This window comes from Leifsonia shinshuensis (genome assembly GCF_014217625.1).
Taxonomy (GTDB): Bacteria; Actinomycetota; Actinomycetes; order Actinomycetales; family Microbacteriaceae; genus Leifsonia; species Leifsonia shinshuensis_A.
On the sequence record NZ_CP043641.1, the window covers coordinates 4,225,701 to 4,245,778 of the forward strand.

Here is a 20,078-nt window from a genome sequence, read left to right on the forward strand (position 1 = left end):
CGCGACCGCCGCGATGCACCGGCAGGGGCGGCGAGCACCGAATCACCGAGGAAGGCCATGACAACGACGTCCCTCACGCCGACGGCCCCGCCGGCGTCCGCGCCGCGGCGGCGCCTCCGCCGCCCGCGCCGAGACTGGCGCGGCTGGGCCTTCGTGGCCCCGTTCCTGGTCGTGTTCGCCCTGATGATCGTCGCGCCGGTCGTCTACGCCCTCTACCTCAGCCTCTTCCGCCAGCAGCTCATCGGCGGCAACGCGTTCGTCGGGCTCGACAACTACGTCGCGCTGCTGCAGGACGGGAAGTTCTGGGAGTCCTTCGGCCGGGTCGCGCTCTTCCTGGTCGTCCAGGTGCCGATCATGCTCGCCCTCTCGCTCGTCGCGGCGCTCGCCCTCGACTCGGCCCGCCTGCACGGCGCCGGCTTCTTCCGCATCGCGCTGTTCCTGCCCTACGCCGTCCCCGGCGTCGTGGCCGCGTTGATCTGGGGCTTCATCTACGGCGACCAGTTCGGCCTGACGGCGAGCGTCAACCACCTGCTCGGCACGCAGCTGGCCCCGCTCGCCGGCCAGTGGATCCTCGGCTCGATCGGCAACATCGTGACCTGGGAGTTCATGGGCTACAACATGCTGATCTTCTACGCAGCGCTGCGGGTCATCCCGGGCGAGCTCTACGAGGCCGCCGAGATCGACGGCGCCGGCGCGTTCCGCACCGTGTTCAGCATCAAGCTGCCCGCGGTGCGCGGCGCGATCGTCATCGCGACGATCTTCTCGATCATCGGCAGCTTCCAGCTCTTCAACGAGCCGAACCTGCTCAAGCAGCTGGCGCCCAACGCGATCAGCAGCTACTTCACCCCCAACATGTACGCCTACAACCTGTCGTTCGCCGGTCAGCAGTTCAACTACGCGGCCACGGTCGCGATCGTGATGGGCGTCATCACCGCGGTGATCGCCTACGTCGTCCAGCTCCGCGGCTCGCGCAAGGAGGTCCGCTGATGACCGCGCTCACCGAACGCACACGCAAGGCGCCCTCCCGCGCCGCCGCCCGATCCAACCGCGTCGCCCGCGCGGCCGCACCGGCCTCCGGCCGCCGCAGCCGCAAGTCGACCGCGCTGACGATCGTGATGATCGTGTTCACGATCTACTCGTTCGTGCCGCTGATCTGGCTGATCGTCAACGCGACCAAGAGCCAGCCGGACCTGTACTCGTCCTTCGGGCTCTGGTTCGGCAAGGACTTCAACCTCTTCCAGAACATCGCGCAGCTGTTCACGTACCGCGACGGCATCTTCCTGCAGTGGCTGGGCAACACCCTCCTCTACGTGGTCGTCGGAGCGGGTGGGGCGACCCTGCTGGCGACGGTCGCCGGCTACGGGATGGCGAAGTTCAACTTCCCCGGCAAGCGGGCGGTGTTCGCCATCGTGCTCGGCGCGATCGCGGTGCCCGGCACGGCGCTGGCCGTCCCGACCTTCCTCATGTTCAGCCAGGTGGGGCTCACGAACACCCCGTGGGCGGTCATCCTGCCGTCGCTGATCAGCCCGTTCGGGTTCTACCTGATCTGGACCTACGCCAGCGAGGCGATCCCCACCGAGCTGCTGGAGGCCGCCCGGATGGACGGCGCGGGCGAGTTCCGCACCTTCTTCACCATCTCCCTCCGCCTCCTCGCCCCCGGTGTCGTGACCGTCGCGCTGTTCGCGATCGTCGCCACCTGGAACAACTACTTCCTGCCGCTCATCATGCTGAGCGATCCGACCTGGTACCCCCTCACGGTCGGCCTCAGCCAGTGGAGCGCGCAGGCGACCGGGGTCGGTGCCCAGCCGATCTTCAACCTCGTGATCACCGGCTCGCTCGTCACGATCATCCCGATCGTGGCCGCGTTCCTGGTGCTCCAGCGCTACTGGCAGTCGGGTCTGGCCGCCGGAAGCGTCAAGCAGTGAACACAGCACCTCCCTCCCACCCACAAGGAAGTGAAAGGAACACCACCATGAAGCGCATCCTGCGTTCACGGAGCCTCCGTCGCGTCGCAACAGCCGTCGTGGCGACCGCCGTCATCGGCGCGTCGCTCGCGGCGTGCTCGTCGGGCTCCAACTCCGGCGGCGGCAGCGCCTCCGACATCGACGCGGCCCTCAAGCAGGGCGGCACCATCACGTACTGGTCGTGGACGCCGTCCGCCGAGGCCCAGGTCGCCGCGTTCGAGAAGGCCTACCCGAAGGTGAAGGTCAAGCTCGTCAACGCCGGCACCAACACGACCGAGTACACCAAGCTCCAGAACGCCATCAAGGCCGGCTCGGGCGCGCCCGACGTCGCGCAGGTCGAGTACTACGCCATCCCGCAGTTCGCCCTCGGCGACGCGCTCGTCGACCTGAAGCAGTACGGCTTCGACTCGCTGAAGAGCGACTACACGCCCGGGCCCTGGGGCTCCGTGAACGTCGGCGGCAAGCTCGTCGGCCTCCCGCAGGACAGCGGCCCCATGGCGATGTTCTACAACAAGACCGTCTTCGACAAGTACGGCCTGACCGTGCCGAAGACCTGGGACGAGTACGTCGCCGACGCGCAGAAGCTGCACGCCGCCGACCCGAACGCCTACATCACCAGCGACTCGGGCGACTCCGGCTTCACCACCTCGATGATCTGGCAGGCCGGCGGCCGGCCGTTCCAGGTCGACGGCACCAAGGTGTCGATCAACCTGCAGGACGAGGGCACCAAGAAGTGGACCGCCACCTGGGACAAGCTGGTGCAGGGCAAGCTGCTCTCCACCGTCCCCGGCTGGAGCGACGACTGGTTCAAGGCGCTCGGCAACGGCTCGATCGCGACCCTGGTCACCGGCGCCTGGATGCCCGGCGTGCTGGAGTCCTCGGTCAAGGACGGCTCCGGCCAGTGGCGCGTCGCGCCCATCCCCACCTACGACGGCACCCCGACGAACGCGGAGAACGGCGGCGGTGCGCAGGTCGTGCTCAAGCAGTCGAAGAACCAGGCGCTCGCCGCGGGCTTCCTCAAGTGGCTGAACAACGACCCGGCGTCGATCAAGGTGTTTCTGCAGTCCGGCGGCTTCCCGTCCACGACCAAGGACCTCAACTCCTCTGACTTCCTCGCCCAGGCTCCGGAGTACTTCGGCGGCCAGAAGATCAACGAGGTGCTCGTGGACGGCGCGAAGAACGTCTCGACCGGGTGGCAGTACCTGCCCTTCCAGGTCTACGCGAACAGCATCTACGGCGACACCGTCGGCCAGTCGTACACGTCGAACTCCAGCCTGAACCCCGGCCTGCAGGCCTGGCAGAAGGCGCTGGTCAGCTACGGCAACCAGCAGGGCTTCACGGTCACCGGCAAGTAATCCCCCTCCGCCGCAAGAAACAGTCCCGGCCCTCGGGCGTCCGCCGTTCGGCGGGCGCCCGAGGGAGGAGAGAGCACATGAGCACCTTCGAGATCGCCGGGGACGACTTCCTCCTCGACGGCCGTCCCCACCGCATCCTGTCCGGGGCGATCCACTACTTCCGCGTCCACCCCGACGACTGGGCCGACCGCATCCGCAAGGCGCGGCTGATGGGCTTGAACACCGTCGAGACGTACGTGCCGTGGAACGCCCACGAGCCGCAGCCGGGCGAGTGGACGGCGGAGGGCGCGCTCGACCTCGCGCGCTTCCTGCGCACGGTGCAGGAGGAGGGGATGCACGCGATCGTGCGGCCCGGCCCGTACATCTGCGCCGAGTGGGACAACGGCGGGCTGCCCGCTTGGCTGTTCACCGACCCGTCCGTCGGCATCCGGCGCTCCGAGCCGGTGTTCCTCGCGGCGGTCACTGCGTTCCTGGAGCGCGTGCTCGCAATCGTCCGCCCGCTGCAGGTGACCGAGGGCGGCCCGGTGCTGCTCGTGCAGGTCGAGAACGAGTACGGCGCCTACGGCGACGACAAGGACTACCTCCGGCACCTGGTGAAGGTCTTCCAGGGCGCGGGCATCACGGTGCCGCTCACCACCGTCGACCAGCCCGAGCCGGCGATGCTCGAGAACGGCTCGCTGCCCGGCCTGCTCAAGACGGCCTCCTTCGGCTCCCGCTCGCGCGAGCGGCTCGCCACCCTGCGCGAGCACCAGCCGGCCGGACCGCTGATGTGCTCCGAGTTCTGGGACGGCTGGTTCGACCACTGGGGCGCGCACCACCACACGACGTCCGTCGAGCAGTCCGCCGCCGACCTGGACGAGCTGCTGGCGCTCGGCGCGTCGGTGAACATCTACATGTTCCACGGCGGCACCAACTTCGGCTTCACCAACGGCGCCAACGACAAGGGCGTCTACCAGCCCATCGTCACGAGCTACGACTACGACGCCCCACTGGATGAGGCGGGGGAGCCGACCGAGAAGTTCTGGGCATTCCGCGAGGTGATCGCCAAGCACGCGCCGGTGCCGGCGGAGGAGCCCGTCGTCGCCGCCGCGGCACCCGCGTTCAGCGTGCCGTTCCTCGACGCCGTGCCGCTGTTCGCGGTCGCCCCGAAGCTGGGCGACTGGCAGCACACCGATGACCTGCCGACGTTCGACGCGCTCGGCCACTACGCGGGCCTCGGGCTGTACCGCACCGAGATCGACACGACCGAGCCCGCCGTCCTCGAGTTCGGGGAGGTGCGCGACCGAGCCTACGTGTTCGTCGGGTCCACACGCGTCGGCGTGCTCGCCCGCGACCACCACGACAGTGCGATCACCCTCTCACCGAGCCGCGGCACACTGACCGTGCTGGTCGAGGACCAGGGCCGCGTCGATTACGGCCCCCGGATCGGTGAGCCCAAGGGCCTGATCGGCCCCGCGCGGCTGAACGGTGAGAGCCTCTGCCGCTGGAGCGTCCTGCCGCTGCGCCTGCCGTCGCTGGACGCCGTGCGCGCCGAGCTCGACGCCGCAGGCGCCGCCGTGGAGCAGGAGCCGGAGCGGCTCGCCGGGCCGGTGTTCGCGCGCGCGAGCTTCGAGCTGGAGGAGGCGGGGACGCTGTTCCTCGACACCACCGGCTGGGGAAAGGGTGTCGCCTGGATCAACGGCTTCAACCTCGGCCGCTACTGGACCCGAGGCCCCCAGGAGACGCTGCACGTCCCCGCGCCGGTCACTCGCGCCGGCCGCAACGAGCTCGTGATCCTGGAGCTGGAGTCCGCTGCCGACGCGACCGCGGACTTCGTCCCCGAACCGCGCCTCGGCCACACCGACTTCTGACGCCCCTCGGCAGAGGTCAGGAGGGGTCGAGGTCGCGGCGGTCGCGCAGCTCGGCCTCCAGCTGCCGGATCTTGTCATCCTCGATCTCGCGCTCGAGCGCGGCGAGCTGCTCCTCGGTCGACAGTGGTCGCGTCACCGGCGCCTGGTACCCGCGCGCGACCGTCGTCCGCCGCGGGCGCGAAAACGTGCCGCCGTACTCGCGCCCGATGGCGAACCACAGGACCCCGCCGATCAGCGGCAGCAGGATCACGATGAAGATCCAGGCCACCTTCGGCAGGTGCTTCACCTGACTGCTGTCGCGCAGGATGATGTCGATCAGCGCGACGACGAAGAAGACGAGGATCAGCAGAGGGACGACGGCCATCCGCCGAGTCTAGGGGGAGCCCCGCTCACTCCCAGACCATGAACGGCCGCAATTCCAGCTGGCCGTTGCGGGCCATCGGGTGCCGGGAGGCGATCTCGATGGCCTCGTCCAGGTCCTCGACCTCCAGGATGTCGAAGCCGCAGATCACCTCTTTCGTCTCGGTGAAGGGCCCGTCGGTCACGTAGCGCTTGCCGTCGCGCACGCGGACGACGCGCGACTCGGACTGCGGCTGGAGCACCTCCCCGATGATCCGCTTGCCGCTGGCGTCGAGCGGGTCCACCCAGAGGTCGACGTCCGACTCGTCGCTCTCGGTGTCCGGCTGGGAGTCGGTGATCACGAACATCATGTACTTCATCGCGTGGTGTCCTTTCGTAAATCGGTTGTCGGTTCACTGGGACGTCGAACGGAGCGGCCGCCGGTCGACATTTCCGTTCTCCCGGATGAGCCGGTGGACGACATACTCCACCGTCCCCGCCACGACCCCGGCGCCGAGCGGCTCGCTGAACCAGCCGAGGTAGGTCGCCGGGGTGGTCAGCCAGAGGAGGGTGTAGCCGACGAAAGCGACGACGAACGCGCTCGCCGTGGCGCAGACGTGACGCCACCAGTGCACGCCCCCCGGGCGGGCGCGGGCGAACCAGGCGTAGTGGACGGCCGCGCTGAGGAAGCCGACCCCGGCGGCGGCCGGGCCGTACAGGAAGAGCTGCGGGCTGAGCAGCTCGCGCTTGGTGTCGCTGCCCAGTTCGTAGTCGAGGATGTGCAGGAAGCCGACGGCGGCGCCCGCGAGCACGCCGGTGATCAGGATGACGAGGCGCGCGTCCCTCCCGAGCAGCGGGTGGTGGTGCGCGGTCGTCACGGGGCCGACGATACTGTGCGGCGGCCGGAGCCGTCCAGCGTTTGCCGAGTCGGTTAGTGTAGCCTTACCTTACTCGTTGTCCCGCCCTCCCACCGGCCCGAAGGGAACCGCTGTGCCCGTGCTCGCCCCGCCGCTGACGGACCGCCCGGCGTACCGGCCGTACCGCGCGGAGGTCGTGGCGATCCGCCGGCTGAGCCCCGGTTTCGCGCGTGTGAGCCTCGCCTGCGACGATTTCGAGACCTTCGGCACGGAGCGGCTGGACCAGCGGATCAAGCTTGTCTTCCCGCTGCCCGACGGCACGTTCAGCCCGCTCGACGCGGGGGACTGGTACGACCAGTGGCGTGCGCTGCCTGAGCACAGGCGCAACCCGTTCCGCACCTACACGGTGCGCGACGTCGACCCGCGCGAGCGCCGGCTCGACGTGGACTTCGTCGTGCACGGCGACGGCGGCCCGGCCGCTCGGTGGCTCGCCGGCGCGACGATGGGCGACGAGCTGGTGGTGATCGGGCCGGACGCCCTCAGTCCGCACTCCGGGGTGGGGATCGACTGGCGGCCGGGGGAGGCCACGGAGCTGCTGCTGGCGGGCGACGAGACCGCGGCGCCGGCGATCGCCTCGATCCTGGAGGGGCTGCCGCCGACGCGCAGGGCGCACGCGTTCATCGAGGTCCCGACGGCGGCCGACGTGCTTCCGCTGCGCGTTGGACGCCACGTCGAGGTCACCTGGCTCGCGCGCGAGGGCGGCGAGCACGGAGGCCGTCTCATCTCCGCGGTGACCGGCTGGCTGGCCGGGCATCCCGACGTGGTCGCGGCCGCCGCGGCCGGTCGCGCGCAGCGGCTGGAGGACGTCGACGTGGACGCGGACATCCTCTGGGACAGCCCGGAGCTCTCCGGCCCCGCGCGGTCCGCCGGCGGCTTCTACGCCTGGATCGCCGGCGAGTCGGGCGTCGTCAAGACGCTGCGCAGACTCCTGGTGCGCGGGCACGGGATCGACCGCGGGCGCGTGGCCTTCATGGGGTACTGGCGGCTGGGGCGCGCCGAGCGGGTCTGACCCGCTACTTGTTCTTGGTCTCCGTGCCGGCGAACGTCGCAGGGTAGTTGCTGAGCCAGGTCCAGTGGCTCACCGGCCAGCTCACCACGAATGCCCGGCCGACCACGTCGTTCATCGGAACGAAGCCCTTCGTCGGGTCGTCCATGTGGTACCGGGAGTCCGCCGAGTTGTAGCGGTTGTCGCCCATCACCCAGATCTTCCCGGCCGGGACGGTCACATCGAACGGCTTGGCCGACACGGCCTGCTGCCCCGCGGGCAGCAGCACATACGGCTCCTTCAGCGGCACGCCGTTCACGCTCATCTGGCCGAGGGCGTTGCAGCAGGTGATGTGGTCGCCCGGGAGGCCGATCAGCCGCTTCACGAGGTGCTGGTCGCTGTCCGAGGCGCCGAGGCCGACGAAGTCGAGCACCGCGCCGACGCCCTGCTGGATGGGGTTGCCGGTCTGCGGCGCCGCGGCGGGAAGCCAGCCGCCCGGATCCTTGAAAACGACGACGTCGCCGCGCGACAGCGGGAAGACCGACGGCTGCAGTTCGTTGACGATGATCCGGTCGTTGATCTGGAGGGTGTTCTCCATCGACCCGGAGGGGATGTAGAACGACCGCGCGACGAACGTCTTGATCAGGAACGAGACCAGCACCGCGATGACGAAGATCACGACGACGTCGCGGAGGAGGACCTTCCAGCCGGACTTGCGGGTGGCACGACGGGGTCGCATGGTCTCGGTGCTGTCGGTCACAAGGCTTCACGCTAGCGTGCCGAGGCTGAGAGACGCATCCGACCCTCCTACGAGGGATTGTCCCGCAGGGCCGCCCGGTGAAAGGATCGGAGCACGGGCCGGCCCGACTCCCGTCGGGGGCCCGCGTGATCATGCGGGATGCGTTGGCGCGCTTCAGACTGCTGACACGACGCGAACCTCCGCGCCGCGGCGATCGGGGCCGCGTCCGCCGCGATCCGGCACTCGTCTCCGGTGATCGGCTGCCCTTTCCCGGAGGGCCCGCCGGGTTTCGCGGTGTCGTCGCCGGAGGCTCCCCGCTGCACGAGCGGCCGGTGCTGAGGCCGCTGGCCCACGCTGCGGCGGTACTCCTGGCAACCGGCCTCCTGCTCGCTCCGCTTCCGGCATCCGCCGACGACTGCCAGGGGCAGGACTGCAGCACCTCGACGCCGACACCCGACCCGGACGATTCACCCGCGCCCACACCCTCGCCGACCCCGACGCCCACTCCGACGCCGACGCCGACTCCGACGCCGACTCCGACGCCCACGCCGACCCCGACGCCGACCCCCACGCCGACACCCACTCCGAAGCCCACGCCGACGCCGACGCCCACGCCATCGCCGTCCGACACCCCGGCCCCGACCGACGACATCCCACTGCTCATCCCGCCCGACCTCACGGGAACCGTCCAGTCCGACACCGCGCAGGTGGAGCAGGCGGCCCAGCTGGCCAGCGACCTGGCCTCCGCGCAGCAGGCGCTCGCCGACGCCACGAACGCCAACCTCGGCGTGCAGCGGGAGCAGACCCAGGCCCAGTCCGCGTCCGACGCGCTCGCCGCCCAGGCGAAGGCCGCGAAGAAGAAGGCCGCGGCCTCCGCCGCCTTCGCGACCGCGCTGATCCGCGCGGCCGGCTGGAAGGGTCTCGGCTCCGACCCGCTGGCTGCGGTGCTCGGGACGAACGGCGACCTCCTCACGAAGCTCGGCGCCGTCAACCGGCTCAACACGCTCTCCAGCGATCGGGTCGCCGCGCTGCGCGACGCGTCGACGGACGCCAAGGCCGCGTCGAATCTGAGCGGCCAGGCGAAGCATGCGGCCGCCGCGCTCGCCGGCATCGACGTCGACGCCAGCCAGCAGGCCGTCGACGACGCCCAGGCCCAGGTCGACTCGGCCTCCGCCGCGCTCGCCCAGCTGCCCACCGTGCTCACCGCCGGGACGGGCTGGCAGGCGCTCACCGTCGATCCGTCCGCCATCGCGACCGGCTGGGCGCTGCCGGTGCACGGCCCGATGACCGACCCGTTCGGCCCCCGGCCCTCGCGTCCGCTCGGAACCGCGCTCTTCCACCCGGGCGACGACATCGGCGCCGCCTGCGGCACGACCATCGTCGCCGCGGCCGCCGGAACCATCCTGGCAGCCGGCCCGAACGGCGGATACGGCAACTTCATCCTCATCGACCACGGCGGCGGCGTCGAGACCGCCTACGGGCACATCCGGGACGGCGGGATCGGCGTGACGGTCGGCGAGCACGTCGACGCCGGGCAGCCCATCGCGCAGGTCGGCACGACGGGGCTCTCCACCGGCTGCCACCTCCACCTCGAAGTCCGCGTGAACGGCGTCCAGATCGACCCGTACCCGTTCCTCGCGGCACGGGGGGTCATCGTCGGAACCCGCTGAGGGGCGTACGGTTCAGGACATGACGGAACTGACGGAGCTGGTGGGCTCGTGGATGCGCCGCCAGCGCTGGTACTCGACCAAGGCGTTCGAACCGAGGCTGCGGCTCCTGGGCTCCTTCGAACTCGAACGCGCACCCGAGACGGCGGATGACGGATCCCGGATCGTCACGCACTTCTTCTGCGACGACGCGCCCCGCACGCCCCGCGTGTACCAGGTGCCGCTCGTGGCGCGCGTGCAGCGGGACGGCGACCCGGCCGGGTACGTGGGGGAGGCCGGCGGCCGCCACCTCTACGACGGACCGGTCGAGGAGGCGTACGTCGCCGCGCTCGCGGCGCTGATGACCGGAGCGGGCGCCGCCGACGGCGAGCACGCCCGCGCGGGCGGCCACACGCTCGGCGAACGCATCCCCGTGCTGTCGTCGCGGCGGCTCTCGGCGGAGCAGTCGAACACCTCCATCGTCGCCGAGCTCGGCGACCGGCTTGCGCTCGTGAAGGTCTTCCGGGTCGTGCAGGACGGCGAGAACCCGGACATCTCCACCCTGGCGGCGCTGACCGCTGGCGGCTCGGAGCGCACGCCCGCCCTCCTGGGGTGGCTGACCGGGTCGTGGCCGGCGCCCGACGGCGCGTCGGCGGCGGGGGAGCTGGCGTTGATGCAGGACTTCGTGCCCGGCGCCGAAGACGGCTGGGAGCTGGCTGTCGGCGCGGCGGAGTCGGGCGAGGACTTCACCGAGCGCGCCTACGCCCTGGGCGCCGGCACCGCGGAGCTGCACCGGCTGCTCGCGGGCGTGCTGCCGACGAAGCGCGCGGAGACCGAGGACGTGCGCGCGGCCCTCGACGGGATGTTCCAGCGGCTCACCATCACGACCACGGAGGTGCCGGAGGTCGAGACGCTGCGCGCGGAGATCGCGTCGGTCTACGCGGCGGCCGCCGCGGCGCCGCTGCCGGTGCTGCAGCGCATCCACGGCGACCTCCACCTGGGCCAGGTGCTGTTCTCGCCGGAGCGCGGCTGGCAGTTCATCGACTTCGAGGGCGAGCCGCTGCGCCCGCTCGCCGAGCGCGCCCTCCCCGACGCGACCATGCGCGACGTGGCCGGGATGCTGCGCTCGTTCGACTACGTCGCCGGATCGCTCGCCCGGCGTGAGCCTCCCGTCGACGCGTCGACGTGGGCGGCCGACGCCCGCACGGCGTATCTGGAGGGCTACGCGAGCGTCGCCGGGGACGTCCTGGACGAGTTCCACGAGCTTCTGGCGGCGTTCGAGCTCGACAAGGCGGTCTACGAGATCACCTACGAGGCACGGCACCGGCCGAGCTGGATCCCGATCCCGCGGGCGGCGGTCGACCGGCTGCTGAGCGACGCCGCCGGGGTCGCGCACTGAGGCACGCGTCCGGCGTACGCACGAGCACGGCGCCCGACGTGTTACCCGCACGGCGGGCGCCGTGGAGGCGGACATCTTCGAAGCCCATGCCCGCCTTGCGCGCATTGTGCGGCGCGCGCGACGCCGCGGGCAGACAGACGACGCTGTCTACCCGCGGCCGCCGCGTGTTCAGGCCTGCGGGACCTGCGTCCCGATCCGGTACTTCGCGCCGCGATGGTCCTCCGGGAGCCGGTCGCCCGCGCCGTGCAGCTTGTTGCGCAGCGTGCCCTCGGCGTACTCCTCCGGGTAGGCGCCGCGCTTGCGGAGCTCGGGGATGACGAACTCGACGATGTCCTCGAAGGTGCCGGGCGTGATCGCGTAGGCCAGGTTGAACCCGTCCACGTCGGTCTCCTCGACCCACTCCTGGAGCTGGTCGGCGATGCTGACCGCGCCGCCGACGATGTACGGGCCGAGGCCGCCGATGACGCCGTTGCGGCCGATGTCCCGCACCGTCCACTCGCCGCCCTCGGCGTTCGGCCGCTGGAAGTTGGCGACCGCCGACTGGATGGCGTTGCTCTTGACGTTGCCGATCGGCTCGTCCAGGTCGTATTGCGACAGGTCGACGCCCATCCAGCCCGACATGAAGACCAGCGCGCCCTCGTCGTTCGTGTACTGCAGGTAGTCCTCGAACTTGGCCTGCGCCTTCTCGTCCGTCTCGTCGGTGACGATCGTGAGCAGCGTGTAGATGCGGGCGGAGTAACGGTCGCGGCCGGCGGCCTCCAGTGCGTCGCGGAGCTTGCCGACCGTCTCCTTCAGGCCCTCCTTGGTGGAGGCCGCGACGAAGATCGCCTCGGCGTTCTCAGCCGCGAACGAGATGCCGCGCTTGGACGCGCCGGCCTGGTAGATCACCGGTGTGCGCTGCGGGCTCGGCTCGGAGAGGTGGATGCCCGGGACCGTGAAGTGCTTGCCCTGGTGGCCGATCTCGTGCACCTTCGCCGGGTCGGTGAAGACGCCGGACTCCCGGTCGCGGATGACGGCGTCGTCCTCCCACGAGCCCTCCCACAGCTTGTAGAGCACCTCCAGGTACTCGTCGGCGTGGTCGTAGCGGTCGTCGTGCTGCAACTGGTCGTCGTGACCCATGTTGCGCGCGGCCGACGGCAGATAGCCGGTGACCACGTTCCAGCCGACCCGGCCGTTGGTCAGGTGGTCGAGCGTCGACATCCGGCGGGCGAACGGGTACGGGTGCTCGTAGGCGGTTCCGGCGGTGACGCCGAAGCCCAGGTTCTCGGTCACCAGCGCCATCGCCGAGACCAGGAGGAGCGGGTCGTTGACCGGGACCTGCGCGCCGTGGCGGATCGCGGCCTCGTTGCTGCCGCCGTAGACGTCGTAGGTGCCGAGCACGTCGGCGATGAAGATCCCGTCGAAGGTGCCGCGCTCCAGGAGCTTCGCGAGCTCGGTCCAGTAGGTGAGGTCCTTGTAGCGCCAGGCCTGGTCGTCGGGGTGACGCCACATGCCGGAGGACTGGTGGGCGACGCAGTTCATGTCGAACGCGTTGAAACGGATCTGCCGGGTCATGCCGTCCAGAATGCATGCGTTGCCGCGGCGCTTGCACCCCTCCCGTCACGTTCCGTAACGGACGCTGGTCAACGACCGCGGAAGTCCGGTCGCCGCTTCTGCTGGAAGGCGGCGAAGCCCTCGCGGTAGTCGGCGGTTTCGCGGAGCTCCGCCTGCGCGGCGTTCTCGGCGGCGACCGACGACCAGAGGTCGAGGTCGCCGTCGCGCAGGCCGGCGACGATGCGCTTGCTCGCCAGGAAGGCTTGCGTCGCCCCGCGTGCGGCGGCTGTCGCGGCCTCCTCCGCCGCGGCCTCCACCTCGCCGGACGGTAGCGCGCGGCTGAACAGCCCGCCCGCCACGGCCTCCGCTCCGGAGATCAGCCGGCCGGAGTAGATGAGGTCGAGCGCGCGGTGCGGGCCGAGCCGGGAGACCAGCAGCCAGTGGCCGCCCGAGTCGAGGGCGGCGCCCAGGGCGGCGAACGGCGAGCCGACCTTGGCGTCCTCGGCGACGTAGACGACGTCGGTCGCGACCAGCAGGCCGAGGCCGACGCCGAGCGCCGCGCCGCGGACGGCGGCGAAGGTCGGGGCCGGGAAGGCGCTCATCCGGCGCAGCAGCGGCGTCACGAGACCGTCGAGGTAGCCGGTCACGTCGTCCGTCGCCGGGTCGACGCCCGCGATGTCGCGGCCGGCGCAGAACGAGCGGCCCTCGCCACGCAGCACGAGCGCGCGCACCCCGGCGGCCTCGGCCTCGGCGTAGGCGGCGTCGAGGGCGCGGAGGTCGTCCGGGCCGAGCGCGTTGAGCCGCTCCGGCGCGTTCAGCGTGACGCGCGCGATGCCGTCCTGGATGCCGAGCTCGATCACTGCGCCTCCTCGATCACTGCGTCAGACGTCATAGTCCACTGCGACCTTCTCGGTGAGCGGGTGCGACTGGCAGGTGAGCACGTACCCGGCCTCCAGCTCCTCCGGCTCGAGCGCGTAGTTCTCGGTCATCCGCACGTCGCCGGAGAGCAGGCGCGCGCGGCAGGTCCCGCAGACGCCGCCGGTGCAGGCGAACGGCACGTCCGGCCGCACCCGCAGCGCGGCGTTGAGGACCGACTCGTTGGCGTCCACCGGCGTGGTCACCGTCGTGGTCTGGCCGTCGAGCGTGAACTCGATCTCCGCAGTCTTCTCGCCGTCGTGCACGACGACGGGGTGGCCGACGTCGCCGCGGACCTCGCCCGGCTCGCCGGTGGTGAACAGCTCGAAGTGGACGCTGGACCGCGGCACGTCGTAGGTCTCCAGCACGTCGCGGCAGAGCTGCACCAGCTCGAACGGTCCGCACAGGAACCACTGGTCGACCGTGTCCGGCGGCAGCAGTGCGTCGAGGATGGTGCGCAGCCGATCCTCGTCGATCCGGCCGGAGAGCAGGGGAGCGGAGCGCTGCTCGCGGGAGAGCACGTGGTGCAGCGCGAGGCGCGACGGGTAGCGGTCCTTGAGGTCGGCCAGCTCCTCCAGGAACATCACGTCGATCGCCGTGCGGTTCGTGTAGACGAGCGTGAACGAGCTGGTGTCGGAGGCCGCCAGCACGCTGGAGGCCAGCGCCATCAGCGGCGTGATGCCCGACCCGGCCGCGATGCCGGCGACGTGGACGCCGTCGAGCGCCCCGAGGTCGATCGTGAACGTCCCCTGCGGGCTCATCACGTCGATCCGGTCGCCCGCGCGCAGCTCGCTGGTCGCCCAGGTGGAGAACGCGCCGCCCAGGTCGCGCTTGATCGCGACGCTGATCCGGCCGGGCAGCGGCGGCCGGCAGATCGAGTAGCTGCGCCGGAGCTCCTTGCCCTCGACGGTCGCGCGGAGGGCCACGTGCTGGCCGGGCAGGTAGTCGTACTCGCCGTGCAGCTCCTCGGGGACCGCGAAGGTCACCTCGACGCTCGCGGCGGTCAGCGGGCGCACGTCGGCGACCGCGAGCGTGTGGAATCGCGCACGCGCCATCAGCGGGACCTCACAGTGCCTTGAAGTGGTCGAACGGCTCGCCGCACCCGTCGCAGACGAAGAGCGCCTTGCACGCGGTGGAGCCGAAGTGCGAGATCTCCCTGGTCTTCAGCGAGCCGCAGTGCGGGCACTTGATCGCGAGCGTGAGCCGCACCGGGCCGGTGCCGGGCGGCGGCGCGATGCCGTAGTCGCGCAGCGCGGCGCGGCCGTGGTCGCTGATCCAGTCCGTCGTCCACGCCGGAGCGAGCGCGAGGCTGACCCGCACGTCGGAGAAGCCCTCGGCCGCGAGCGCGCGCACCACGTCCTCCCGGATCGCGTCCATCGCCGGGCAGCCCGAGTAGGTCGGGGTGAGCACGACGTCCACGCCGGTGTCGGTCACGGTGACCTCGCGCAGCACGCCCAGGTCGTCGATGGTCAGTACGGGGACTTCGGGGTCGAGCACCGCCGCGGCGGCCGCCCAGGCCCGGCCGGCCTCGGCCGCGTGCCCGGTCACCAGGTCGCTCCGGGGTGCGAGCGGGTGAGCACCTGCATCTCGGCCAGCAGCGGGGCCAGGTGCTCGGAGTGCCGGCCCTCGCGTCCGCCGCCGGCCGCGGTGAACGTCGACGGGAGTTCCAGCTCGGCCTCCGCCAGGATCGGCGCGACCGCGGCGTCGAACGCGTCGCGCAGCGTCGACGGCCGCGGGGCCACGCCCTCCAGCCGGTCCATCAGCGGCTCGTCGCGGAACAGCTCGGCGACGTACGGCCAGAGGTCGTCGAACGCGGTGAGCGTGCGGCGGCGCGACTCGTCGGTGCCGAGCGCGAGTCGCAGCACCCACTGGTCGGCGTGGTCGCAGTGGTAGGCGACCTCCTTGACCGCCTTGCCGGCGATCGCGGCGAGCACCGCGTCCTCGGAAGCGCGCAGCCGCTCGTACAGCTCGAACAGGTAGTGGGCGACGGCGACCTGCCGCACGATGGTGTGCGCGAAGTCGCCGTTCGGCTGCTCGAAGAGGTGCGCGGAGCGGAAGTCCTGCTCGTCGCGCCAGTAGGCCAGATCGTCCTCCGACCGTTCGGTGGCGCTGCCGGCGTAACGCAGCAGCGACCGGGCGTGGCCGAGCAGGTCCAGGGCGATGTTCGCGAGCGCGACGTCCTCCTCCAGCTCGGGAGCGCGGGAGATCCACCAGCCGAGCCGCTGGGCGAGCACGAGGGAGTCGTCTCCCAGCCAGAGCGCGTACTCCGCGACGTCGGGGGAGGCCGTGGCTTCGTCGGCGACGAACTCGGCCGACAGGGTCACGGTGCTGAGCTCGACGTGGCCGTGCTGGTCGTCGTCGTGGCCGTGGTCGTGGCTGTCGCTCACAGGTGCTTCACCCCTTCGCTCTCCGTGTAGTAGGTGGCGTGCCGGAAGTTTTTGCCCTCCGGCGAGGTGAAGAAGGCGTCCTTGGCGTCCGGGTCGCTCGCGGTGATCGCGTCGGAGCGGACCACCCAGATCGAGACGCCCTCGCCGCGACGGGTGTAGAGGTCGCGGGCGTTGCGCACCGCCAGCTCCTCATCCGGAGCGTGCAGCGAGCCGACGTGGACGTGGCTGAGGCCGCGGGAGGCGCGCACGAAGACCTCCCAGAGCGGCCAGACCTCGTGGGCCCCGTGCTTGTCGGTGCTGGGCTTGTCGGCGGTCATGCCGCGACCTCCTGGGTCCGGGCCTTCTGAGCTTTCTTCTCCGCATAGGCTGCGGCCGCCTCGCGCACCCACGCGCCGTCCTCGTGCGCGTCGCGTCGGCGCTGCAGCCGCTGCGCGTTGCACGGGCCGTCGCCGGCGATGACGCGCTGCAGCTCGCTCCAGTCGATCTCGCCGAGGTCGTAGGCCTGGCGCTCCTCGTTCCACTTCAGGTCCGGGTCGGGGAAGGTCACGCCGAGCGCCTCGGCCTGCGGGACGAGCATCCCGACGAACCGCTGCCGCAGCTCGTCGTTGGAGAACCGCTTGATCTTCCACGCCATCGAGCGCGCGGAGTTGGGGGAGTCGGCGTCCGGCGGCCCGAACATCATCAGCGACGGCCAGTACCAGCGGTTCACCGCGTCCTGCGCCATCCGCTGCTGCTCCGGCGTGCCGCGCATGAGCGTGAGCAGGATCTCGAAGCCCTGCCGCTGGTGGAACGACTCCTCCTTGCAGATCCGCACCATAGCGCGGCCGTACGGGGCGTACGAGCACCGGCACAGCGGCACCTGGTTGCAGATCGCCGCGCCGTCGACCAGCCAGCCGATCGCGCCGATGTCGGCCCAGCTCAGGGTCGGGTAGTTGAAGATCGAGGAGTACTTGGCGGCGCCGGTGATGAGCTGCTCTGTCATCTCGTCGCGCGTGATGCCGAGCGTCTGCGTCGCGGAGTAGAGGTAGAGGCCGTGGCCCGCCTCGTCCTGCACCTTGGCCATCAGGATGGCCTTGCGCTTGAGGCTCGGGGCGCGGCTGATCCAGTTGGCCTCCGGCTGCATTCCGATGATCTCGGAGTGCGCGTGCTGCGACATCTGCCGGATGAGCGTGCGCCGGTAGGCGTCAGGCATCCAGTCGCGCGGCTCGATGCGGGAATCGGCGGCGATGAGCTGCTCGAACAGGGCCTCGCCTGCCGCGTCGTCGTCGGTGGGGATGGTGGTCTCCGTTGCGTTCGTCATCGAACTCGGCGCTCCAATCAATACTGACTGATCGTTCGTTCAGTATATGCGCGGCAGGCGGGTTCGTGCCACACTTGCCAGGTGACCGACACCCGGACGGCCGAGCCCCTGCGCCGGGGCCGGCCCGGCTACGACCAGCGCGGCATCCTCGAAGTCGCCGTGGCCGCCTTCAACGAGCACGGATACGACGCGACCTCCATCGGGATGCTGGCCGAGCGGCTCGGGCTGTCCAAGTCGGCGATCTACCACCACGTCGCCTCCAAGGACGAACTGCTCGCCCTTGCGCTCGACGAGGCCCTCGACGGTCTGGAGGGCGCGCTGCGCTCGGCCGAGGAGACCACGGGCACCGCCGCCGACCGGCTCGCGCAGGTGCTCCGCGAGGCCGTGCTCGTGCTGGCCGACCGCCTCCCGTACGTGACCCTGCTGCTGCGCGTGCGCGGCAACACCGAGGTCGAGCGGGCTGCGCTGCAGCGCCGGCGCGCGTTCGACCACGCCGTCGCCGCCCTGGTGGCGGAGGCGCGCGACGAGGGCTCGCTGCGGGTGGAGGCCGACCCGGCCGTGGTCGCCCGCCTCCTGTTCGGCATGATCAACTCGCTGACCGAGTGGTACGACCCCGCGGGACCCGTCACACCCGGCGAGCTGGCCGACACGATCCTCGCCCTCGCCCTGCGCACCCCCGCCTGACCTACTCCTTCGCGACGAGGGTGAGGACGTCGTAGGAGGCGACGAGCTCGTCCTTCTGGTTGAGGATGCGCGCGTCCCAGCGCACCTCGCCGTACTCGTCCGTCTCGCGCGGCGTGATCTGCTTGGCTGTCAGCGCCACCCGGATGCTGTCGCCGGGCGAGACCGGCGTGATGAACCGCAGGTTCTCCAGCCCGTAGTTCGCCAGCACGGGCCCGGGAGCCGGGTCCACGAACAGCCCGGCCGCCCACGACACCAGCAGGTAGCCGTGCGCGACGCGGCCGGGGAAGAACGGATTCGCGGCCGCGGCCTCCTCGTCCATGTGCGCGTAGAACGTGTCGCCGGTGAAGGTCGCGAACGTCTCGATGTCGTCCAGCGTGACGCGGCGCGACTCCGACTGCACCTGGTCGCCGATCCGCAGCGTCGCGAGCGACTTGCGGAACGGGTGCGGCCCGTCGGTCGCGGCGGCGGCGCCCTCGTGCCACACGCCGGTCACGGCCGTGAGGAGGTCGGGGGAGCCCTGGATGGCCGTGCGCTGCATGTGGCCCAGCACCGCCCGGATGCCGCCCAGCTCCTCGCCGCCGCCCGCGCGGCCCGGGCCGCCGTGGACGAGGTGCGGCATCGGCGAGCCGTGCCCGGTGGAGGTGCGCGCGTCGTCGCGGTCGAGCAGGAGGATGCGGCCGTTGTACGCCGCGGTCCCCATCACCAGTTCGCGGGCGAACGCCGGATCGTGCGTCGCAGCGCTGGTCACGAGCGAGCCGCCGCCGAGCGCGACGAGCTGCGCCGCCTCCGCCGCCGTCTCGTACGGCAGCACGGCCGCGACCGGGCCGAAGGCCTCCACGGTGTGCGCCTCCGGCGTGCGGGCGTCGGCGAAGCGCAGCACGATCGGGGCGACGAAGGCGCCCTCCAGCTCGACTCCGACGCTGCCGTCTCCGCGGCGGACGCTCGGCTGGTCCAGCCCGCCGATCGCGAGCTCGCCGCCGGCCTCCACCAGGCGCGCCACCTGGCGCAGCACCTCCGCGCGCTGCTCGCGCGAGGCGAGCGGGCCCATGGTGACGCCCTCCGCACGCGGATCACCGACCACGACGCGCTCCTCGATCCGCGAGCGGACCGCCCCGAGCACGGCCTCCACGGCGGCCGCCGGGACGATCGCGCGCCGGATCGCCGTGCACTTCTGGCCGGCCTTGGCGGTCAGCTCGACCACCAGCTGCTTGACGTAGGCGTCGAACTCGGGTGTCCCCTGCTGGGCGTCCGGACCGAGCACCGACGCGTTGATGGAGTCCGTCTCGCTCGTGAACCGCACCCCGCCGGTCTGCACCGCGTCGTGCGCGCGCAGCCGCTCGGCGGTGGAAGCCGACCCGGTGAACGCCACCAGGTCGCCCAGCCGCAGGTGGTCGAACAGCCCGGGGACGCCGCCGCTGACGAGCTGCAGCGTCCCGGCGGGCAGCAGGCCGGACTCGACCAGAATGCGCACCATCGCCTCCGCCACGTACGCGGTCGGCGTCGCCGGCTTCGCGAGCGTCGGCATCCCGGCCAGGAAGGACGGCGCGAACTTCTCCAGCAGCCCCCAGACCGGGAAGTTGAACGCGTTGATCTGCACGGCGACGCCGGGCAGCCGGGTGAAGATGTGCTGGCCGAGGAAGGAGCCGTCCTTCGCCAGCGACTCCGCAGGGCCGTCCACGACGACCTGCGCGTTCGGGAGCTCGCGGCGGCCCTTCGAGGAGTAGGTGAACAGGGCTCCGATGCCGCCGTCCACGTCGATCCAGGCGTCCGTCCGGGTGGCGCCGGCCCGGGCGGAGAGGTCGTACAGCTCCTGCTTGCGCTCGGTCAGCACCTGCGCCATCCGCTTCAGCAGCACCGCGCGCTGGTGGAAGGTCAGCTCGCCGAGCGAAGCCTGGCCGACCGTGCGCGCGTAGTCGAGCGCTCCCGCCAGGTCGGCGCCCTCTGCGCTGACCCGGGCGACGAGTTCGCCGGTAGAGGCGTCGCGCACCTCGGCCGCGCCGTCGTCGGACGCGGGGCTCCACCACTGATCGCGCAGGTAGCTGGGCAGACTCATGATTCGGTACCT

The 20,078-nt window shown here is 71.3% G+C and carries 20 protein-coding genes; 8 read left to right on the forward strand and 12 right to left on the reverse strand.

The window, feature by feature from the left end:
• Positions 1 to 57: 57 nt before the first annotated feature.
• From F1C12_RS20580 to F1C12_RS20595, 4 genes are all read left to right on the forward strand, one after another.
• Positions 58 to 987 (forward strand): carbohydrate ABC transporter permease, encoded by a 930-nt coding sequence (locus tag F1C12_RS20580; RefSeq protein WP_185276665.1) that lies wholly within the window; start codon positions 58 to 60, stop codon positions 985 to 987.
• Positions 987 to 1,925: a carbohydrate ABC transporter permease gene (locus F1C12_RS20585; protein WP_185276666.1), complete on the forward strand. Its 939-nt coding sequence runs from the start codon at positions 987 to 989 to the stop codon at positions 1,923 to 1,925. Before F1C12_RS20580 ends, F1C12_RS20585 begins: the two co-directional genes overlap by 1 nt.
• A gap of 47 nt (positions 1,926 to 1,972) precedes the next feature.
• Complete coding sequence (locus F1C12_RS20590) at positions 1,973 to 3,319, forward strand: ABC transporter substrate-binding protein (protein ID WP_185276667.1); 1,347 nt, start codon at positions 1,973 to 1,975, stop codon at positions 3,317 to 3,319.
• Between the two features lie 77 nt (positions 3,320 to 3,396).
• Positions 3,397 to 5,169: a glycoside hydrolase family 35 protein gene (locus tag F1C12_RS20595; RefSeq protein WP_185276668.1), complete on the forward strand. Its 1,773-nt coding sequence runs from the start codon at positions 3,397 to 3,399 to the stop codon at positions 5,167 to 5,169.
• Between the two features lie 16 nt (positions 5,170 to 5,185).
• Here the strand turns inward: F1C12_RS20595 and F1C12_RS20600 are convergent, their stop codons facing one another.
• The 3 genes from F1C12_RS20600 to F1C12_RS20610 are packed head-to-tail and all read right to left on the reverse strand — an operon-like array spanning position 5,186 to position 6,386.
• Positions 5,186 to 5,533 carry a PLD nuclease N-terminal domain-containing protein gene (locus F1C12_RS20600; protein WP_185276669.1) on the reverse strand — a complete coding sequence of 116 codons (348 nt, stop codon included), beginning with the start codon at positions 5,531 to 5,533 and terminating at the stop codon, positions 5,186 to 5,188.
• Positions 5,534 to 5,558: 25 nt separating this feature from the next.
• Entirely contained in the window at positions 5,559 to 5,888 is a 330-nt protein-coding gene (locus F1C12_RS20605) for a YciI family protein (RefSeq protein WP_185276670.1), read from the reverse strand.
• 33 nt (positions 5,889 to 5,921) lie between these two features.
• Positions 5,922 to 6,386, reverse strand: coding sequence for a hypothetical protein (locus F1C12_RS20610; RefSeq protein WP_185276671.1), 465 nt, complete (start codon positions 6,384 to 6,386; stop codon positions 5,922 to 5,924).
• A 112-nt stretch (positions 6,387 to 6,498) separates the two neighbouring features.
• Here F1C12_RS20610 and F1C12_RS20615 point away from each other — a divergent pair, with 112 nt between their 5' ends.
• Positions 6,499 to 7,434, forward strand: coding sequence for a siderophore-interacting protein (locus F1C12_RS20615; RefSeq protein ID WP_219732661.1), 936 nt, complete (start codon positions 6,499 to 6,501; stop codon positions 7,432 to 7,434).
• Between the two features lie 4 nt (positions 7,435 to 7,438).
• On the opposite strand, the gene lepB is transcribed toward F1C12_RS20615, so the two are convergent.
• A complete protein-coding gene (lepB, locus tag F1C12_RS20620) occupies positions 7,439 to 8,149 on the reverse strand; it encodes a signal peptidase I (RefSeq protein ID WP_185279095.1) in 711 nt (236 codons plus the stop codon).
• A gap of 332 nt (positions 8,150 to 8,481) precedes the next feature.
• Between lepB and F1C12_RS20625 the strand changes: the two genes are divergently transcribed.
• Positions 8,482 to 9,819 (forward strand): M23 family metallopeptidase, encoded by a 1,338-nt coding sequence (locus tag F1C12_RS20625; protein ID WP_258046040.1) that lies wholly within the window; start codon positions 8,482 to 8,484, stop codon positions 9,817 to 9,819.
• A gap of 19 nt (positions 9,820 to 9,838) precedes the next feature.
• On the forward strand, positions 9,839 to 11,194 hold the full coding sequence (locus tag F1C12_RS20630) for a maltokinase N-terminal cap-like domain-containing protein (protein ID WP_185276673.1): 1,356 nt from the start codon (positions 9,839 to 9,841) through the stop codon (positions 11,192 to 11,194).
• 168 nt (positions 11,195 to 11,362) lie between these two features.
• Here F1C12_RS20630 and F1C12_RS20635 read toward each other — a convergent pair whose 3' ends face one another.
• The 7 genes from F1C12_RS20635 to paaA form a co-directional block, all read right to left on the reverse strand.
• Positions 11,363 to 12,748, reverse strand: a complete 1,386-nt coding sequence (locus tag F1C12_RS20635; RefSeq protein ID WP_185276674.1) for an LLM class flavin-dependent oxidoreductase — start codon at positions 12,746 to 12,748, stop codon at positions 11,363 to 11,365.
• A gap of 68 nt (positions 12,749 to 12,816) precedes the next feature.
• Complete coding sequence (locus F1C12_RS20640) at positions 12,817 to 13,587, reverse strand: enoyl-CoA hydratase/isomerase family protein (protein WP_185276675.1); 771 nt, start codon at positions 13,585 to 13,587, stop codon at positions 12,817 to 12,819.
• 21 nt (positions 13,588 to 13,608) lie between these two features.
• Complete coding sequence (gene paaE, locus F1C12_RS20645) at positions 13,609 to 14,697, reverse strand: 1,2-phenylacetyl-CoA epoxidase subunit PaaE (protein WP_185276676.1); 1,089 nt, start codon at positions 14,695 to 14,697, stop codon at positions 13,609 to 13,611.
• 10 nt (positions 14,698 to 14,707) lie between these two features.
• Positions 14,708 to 15,190: a 1,2-phenylacetyl-CoA epoxidase subunit PaaD gene (gene paaD / locus F1C12_RS20650; protein WP_374939540.1), complete on the reverse strand. Its 483-nt coding sequence runs from the start codon at positions 15,188 to 15,190 to the stop codon at positions 14,708 to 14,710.
• The gene (paaC, locus tag F1C12_RS20655; RefSeq protein ID WP_185276677.1) at positions 15,187 to 16,029 is read right to left on the reverse strand and encodes a 1,2-phenylacetyl-CoA epoxidase subunit PaaC; all 843 of its coding nucleotides are present in this window, start codon (positions 16,027 to 16,029) and stop codon (positions 15,187 to 15,189) included. The genes paaD and paaC overlap by 4 nt, the downstream gene beginning before the upstream one ends.
• The gene (gene paaB, locus F1C12_RS20660; protein WP_185276678.1) at positions 16,026 to 16,346 is read right to left on the reverse strand and encodes a 1,2-phenylacetyl-CoA epoxidase subunit PaaB; all 321 of its coding nucleotides are present in this window, start codon (positions 16,344 to 16,346) and stop codon (positions 16,026 to 16,028) included. Before paaB ends, paaC begins: the two co-directional genes overlap by 4 nt.
• Positions 16,343 to 17,329 (reverse strand): 1,2-phenylacetyl-CoA epoxidase subunit PaaA, encoded by a 987-nt coding sequence (gene paaA, locus F1C12_RS20665; RefSeq protein ID WP_185276679.1) that lies wholly within the window; start codon positions 17,327 to 17,329, stop codon positions 16,343 to 16,345. Before paaA ends, paaB begins: the two co-directional genes overlap by 4 nt.
• Positions 17,330 to 17,410: 81 nt before the next feature.
• Between paaA and F1C12_RS20670 the strand changes: the two genes are divergently transcribed.
• Positions 17,411 to 18,013: a TetR/AcrR family transcriptional regulator gene (locus F1C12_RS20670; protein WP_185276680.1), complete on the forward strand. Its 603-nt coding sequence runs from the start codon at positions 17,411 to 17,413 to the stop codon at positions 18,011 to 18,013.
• A 1-nt stretch (position 18,014) separates the two neighbouring features.
• Here F1C12_RS20670 and paaZ read toward each other — a convergent pair whose 3' ends face one another.
• The gene (gene paaZ, locus F1C12_RS20675) at positions 18,015 to 20,066 is read right to left on the reverse strand and encodes a phenylacetic acid degradation bifunctional protein PaaZ (protein ID WP_185276681.1); all 2,052 of its coding nucleotides are present in this window, start codon (positions 20,064 to 20,066) and stop codon (positions 18,015 to 18,017) included.
• Positions 20,067 to 20,078: the final 12 nt, after the last annotated feature.

Bases quoted from the DNA above. Each gene is read 5' to 3' on its own strand.
- F1C12_RS20580 (WP_185276665.1), top strand. From the start codon at position 58: ATGACAACGACGTCCCTCACGCCGACGGCCCCGCCGGCGTCCGCGCCG.
- F1C12_RS20585 (WP_185276666.1), top strand. From the start codon at position 987: ATGACCGCGCTCACCGAACGCACACGCAAGGCGCCCTCCCGCGCCGCC.
- F1C12_RS20590 (WP_185276667.1), top strand. From the start codon at position 1,973: ATGAAGCGCATCCTGCGTTCACGGAGCCTCCGTCGCGTCGCAACAGCC.
- F1C12_RS20595 (WP_185276668.1), top strand. From the start codon at position 3,397: ATGAGCACCTTCGAGATCGCCGGGGACGACTTCCTCCTCGACGGCCGT.
- F1C12_RS20600 (WP_185276669.1), bottom strand. From the start codon at position 5,533: ATGGCCGTCGTCCCTCTGCTGATCCTCGTCTTCTTCGTCGTCGCGCTG.
- F1C12_RS20605 (WP_185276670.1), bottom strand. From the start codon at position 5,888: ATGAAGTACATGATGTTCGTGATCACCGACTCCCAGCCGGACACCGAG.
- lepB (WP_185279095.1), bottom strand. From the start codon at position 8,149: ATGCGACCCCGTCGTGCCACCCGCAAGTCCGGCTGGAAGGTCCTCCTC.
- F1C12_RS20630 (WP_185276673.1), top strand. From the start codon at position 9,839: ATGACGGAACTGACGGAGCTGGTGGGCTCGTGGATGCGCCGCCAGCGC.
- F1C12_RS20635 (WP_185276674.1), bottom strand. From the start codon at position 12,748: ATGACCCGGCAGATCCGTTTCAACGCGTTCGACATGAACTGCGTCGCC.
- paaE (WP_185276676.1), bottom strand. From the start codon at position 14,697: ATGGCGCGTGCGCGATTCCACACGCTCGCGGTCGCCGACGTGCGCCCG.
- paaB (WP_185276678.1), bottom strand. From the start codon at position 16,346: ATGACCGCCGACAAGCCCAGCACCGACAAGCACGGGGCCCACGAGGTC.
- paaA (WP_185276679.1), bottom strand. From the start codon at position 17,329: ATGACGAACGCAACGGAGACCACCATCCCCACCGACGACGACGCGGCA.
- paaZ (WP_185276681.1), bottom strand. From the start codon at position 20,066: ATGAGTCTGCCCAGCTACCTGCGCGATCAGTGGTGGAGCCCCGCGTCC.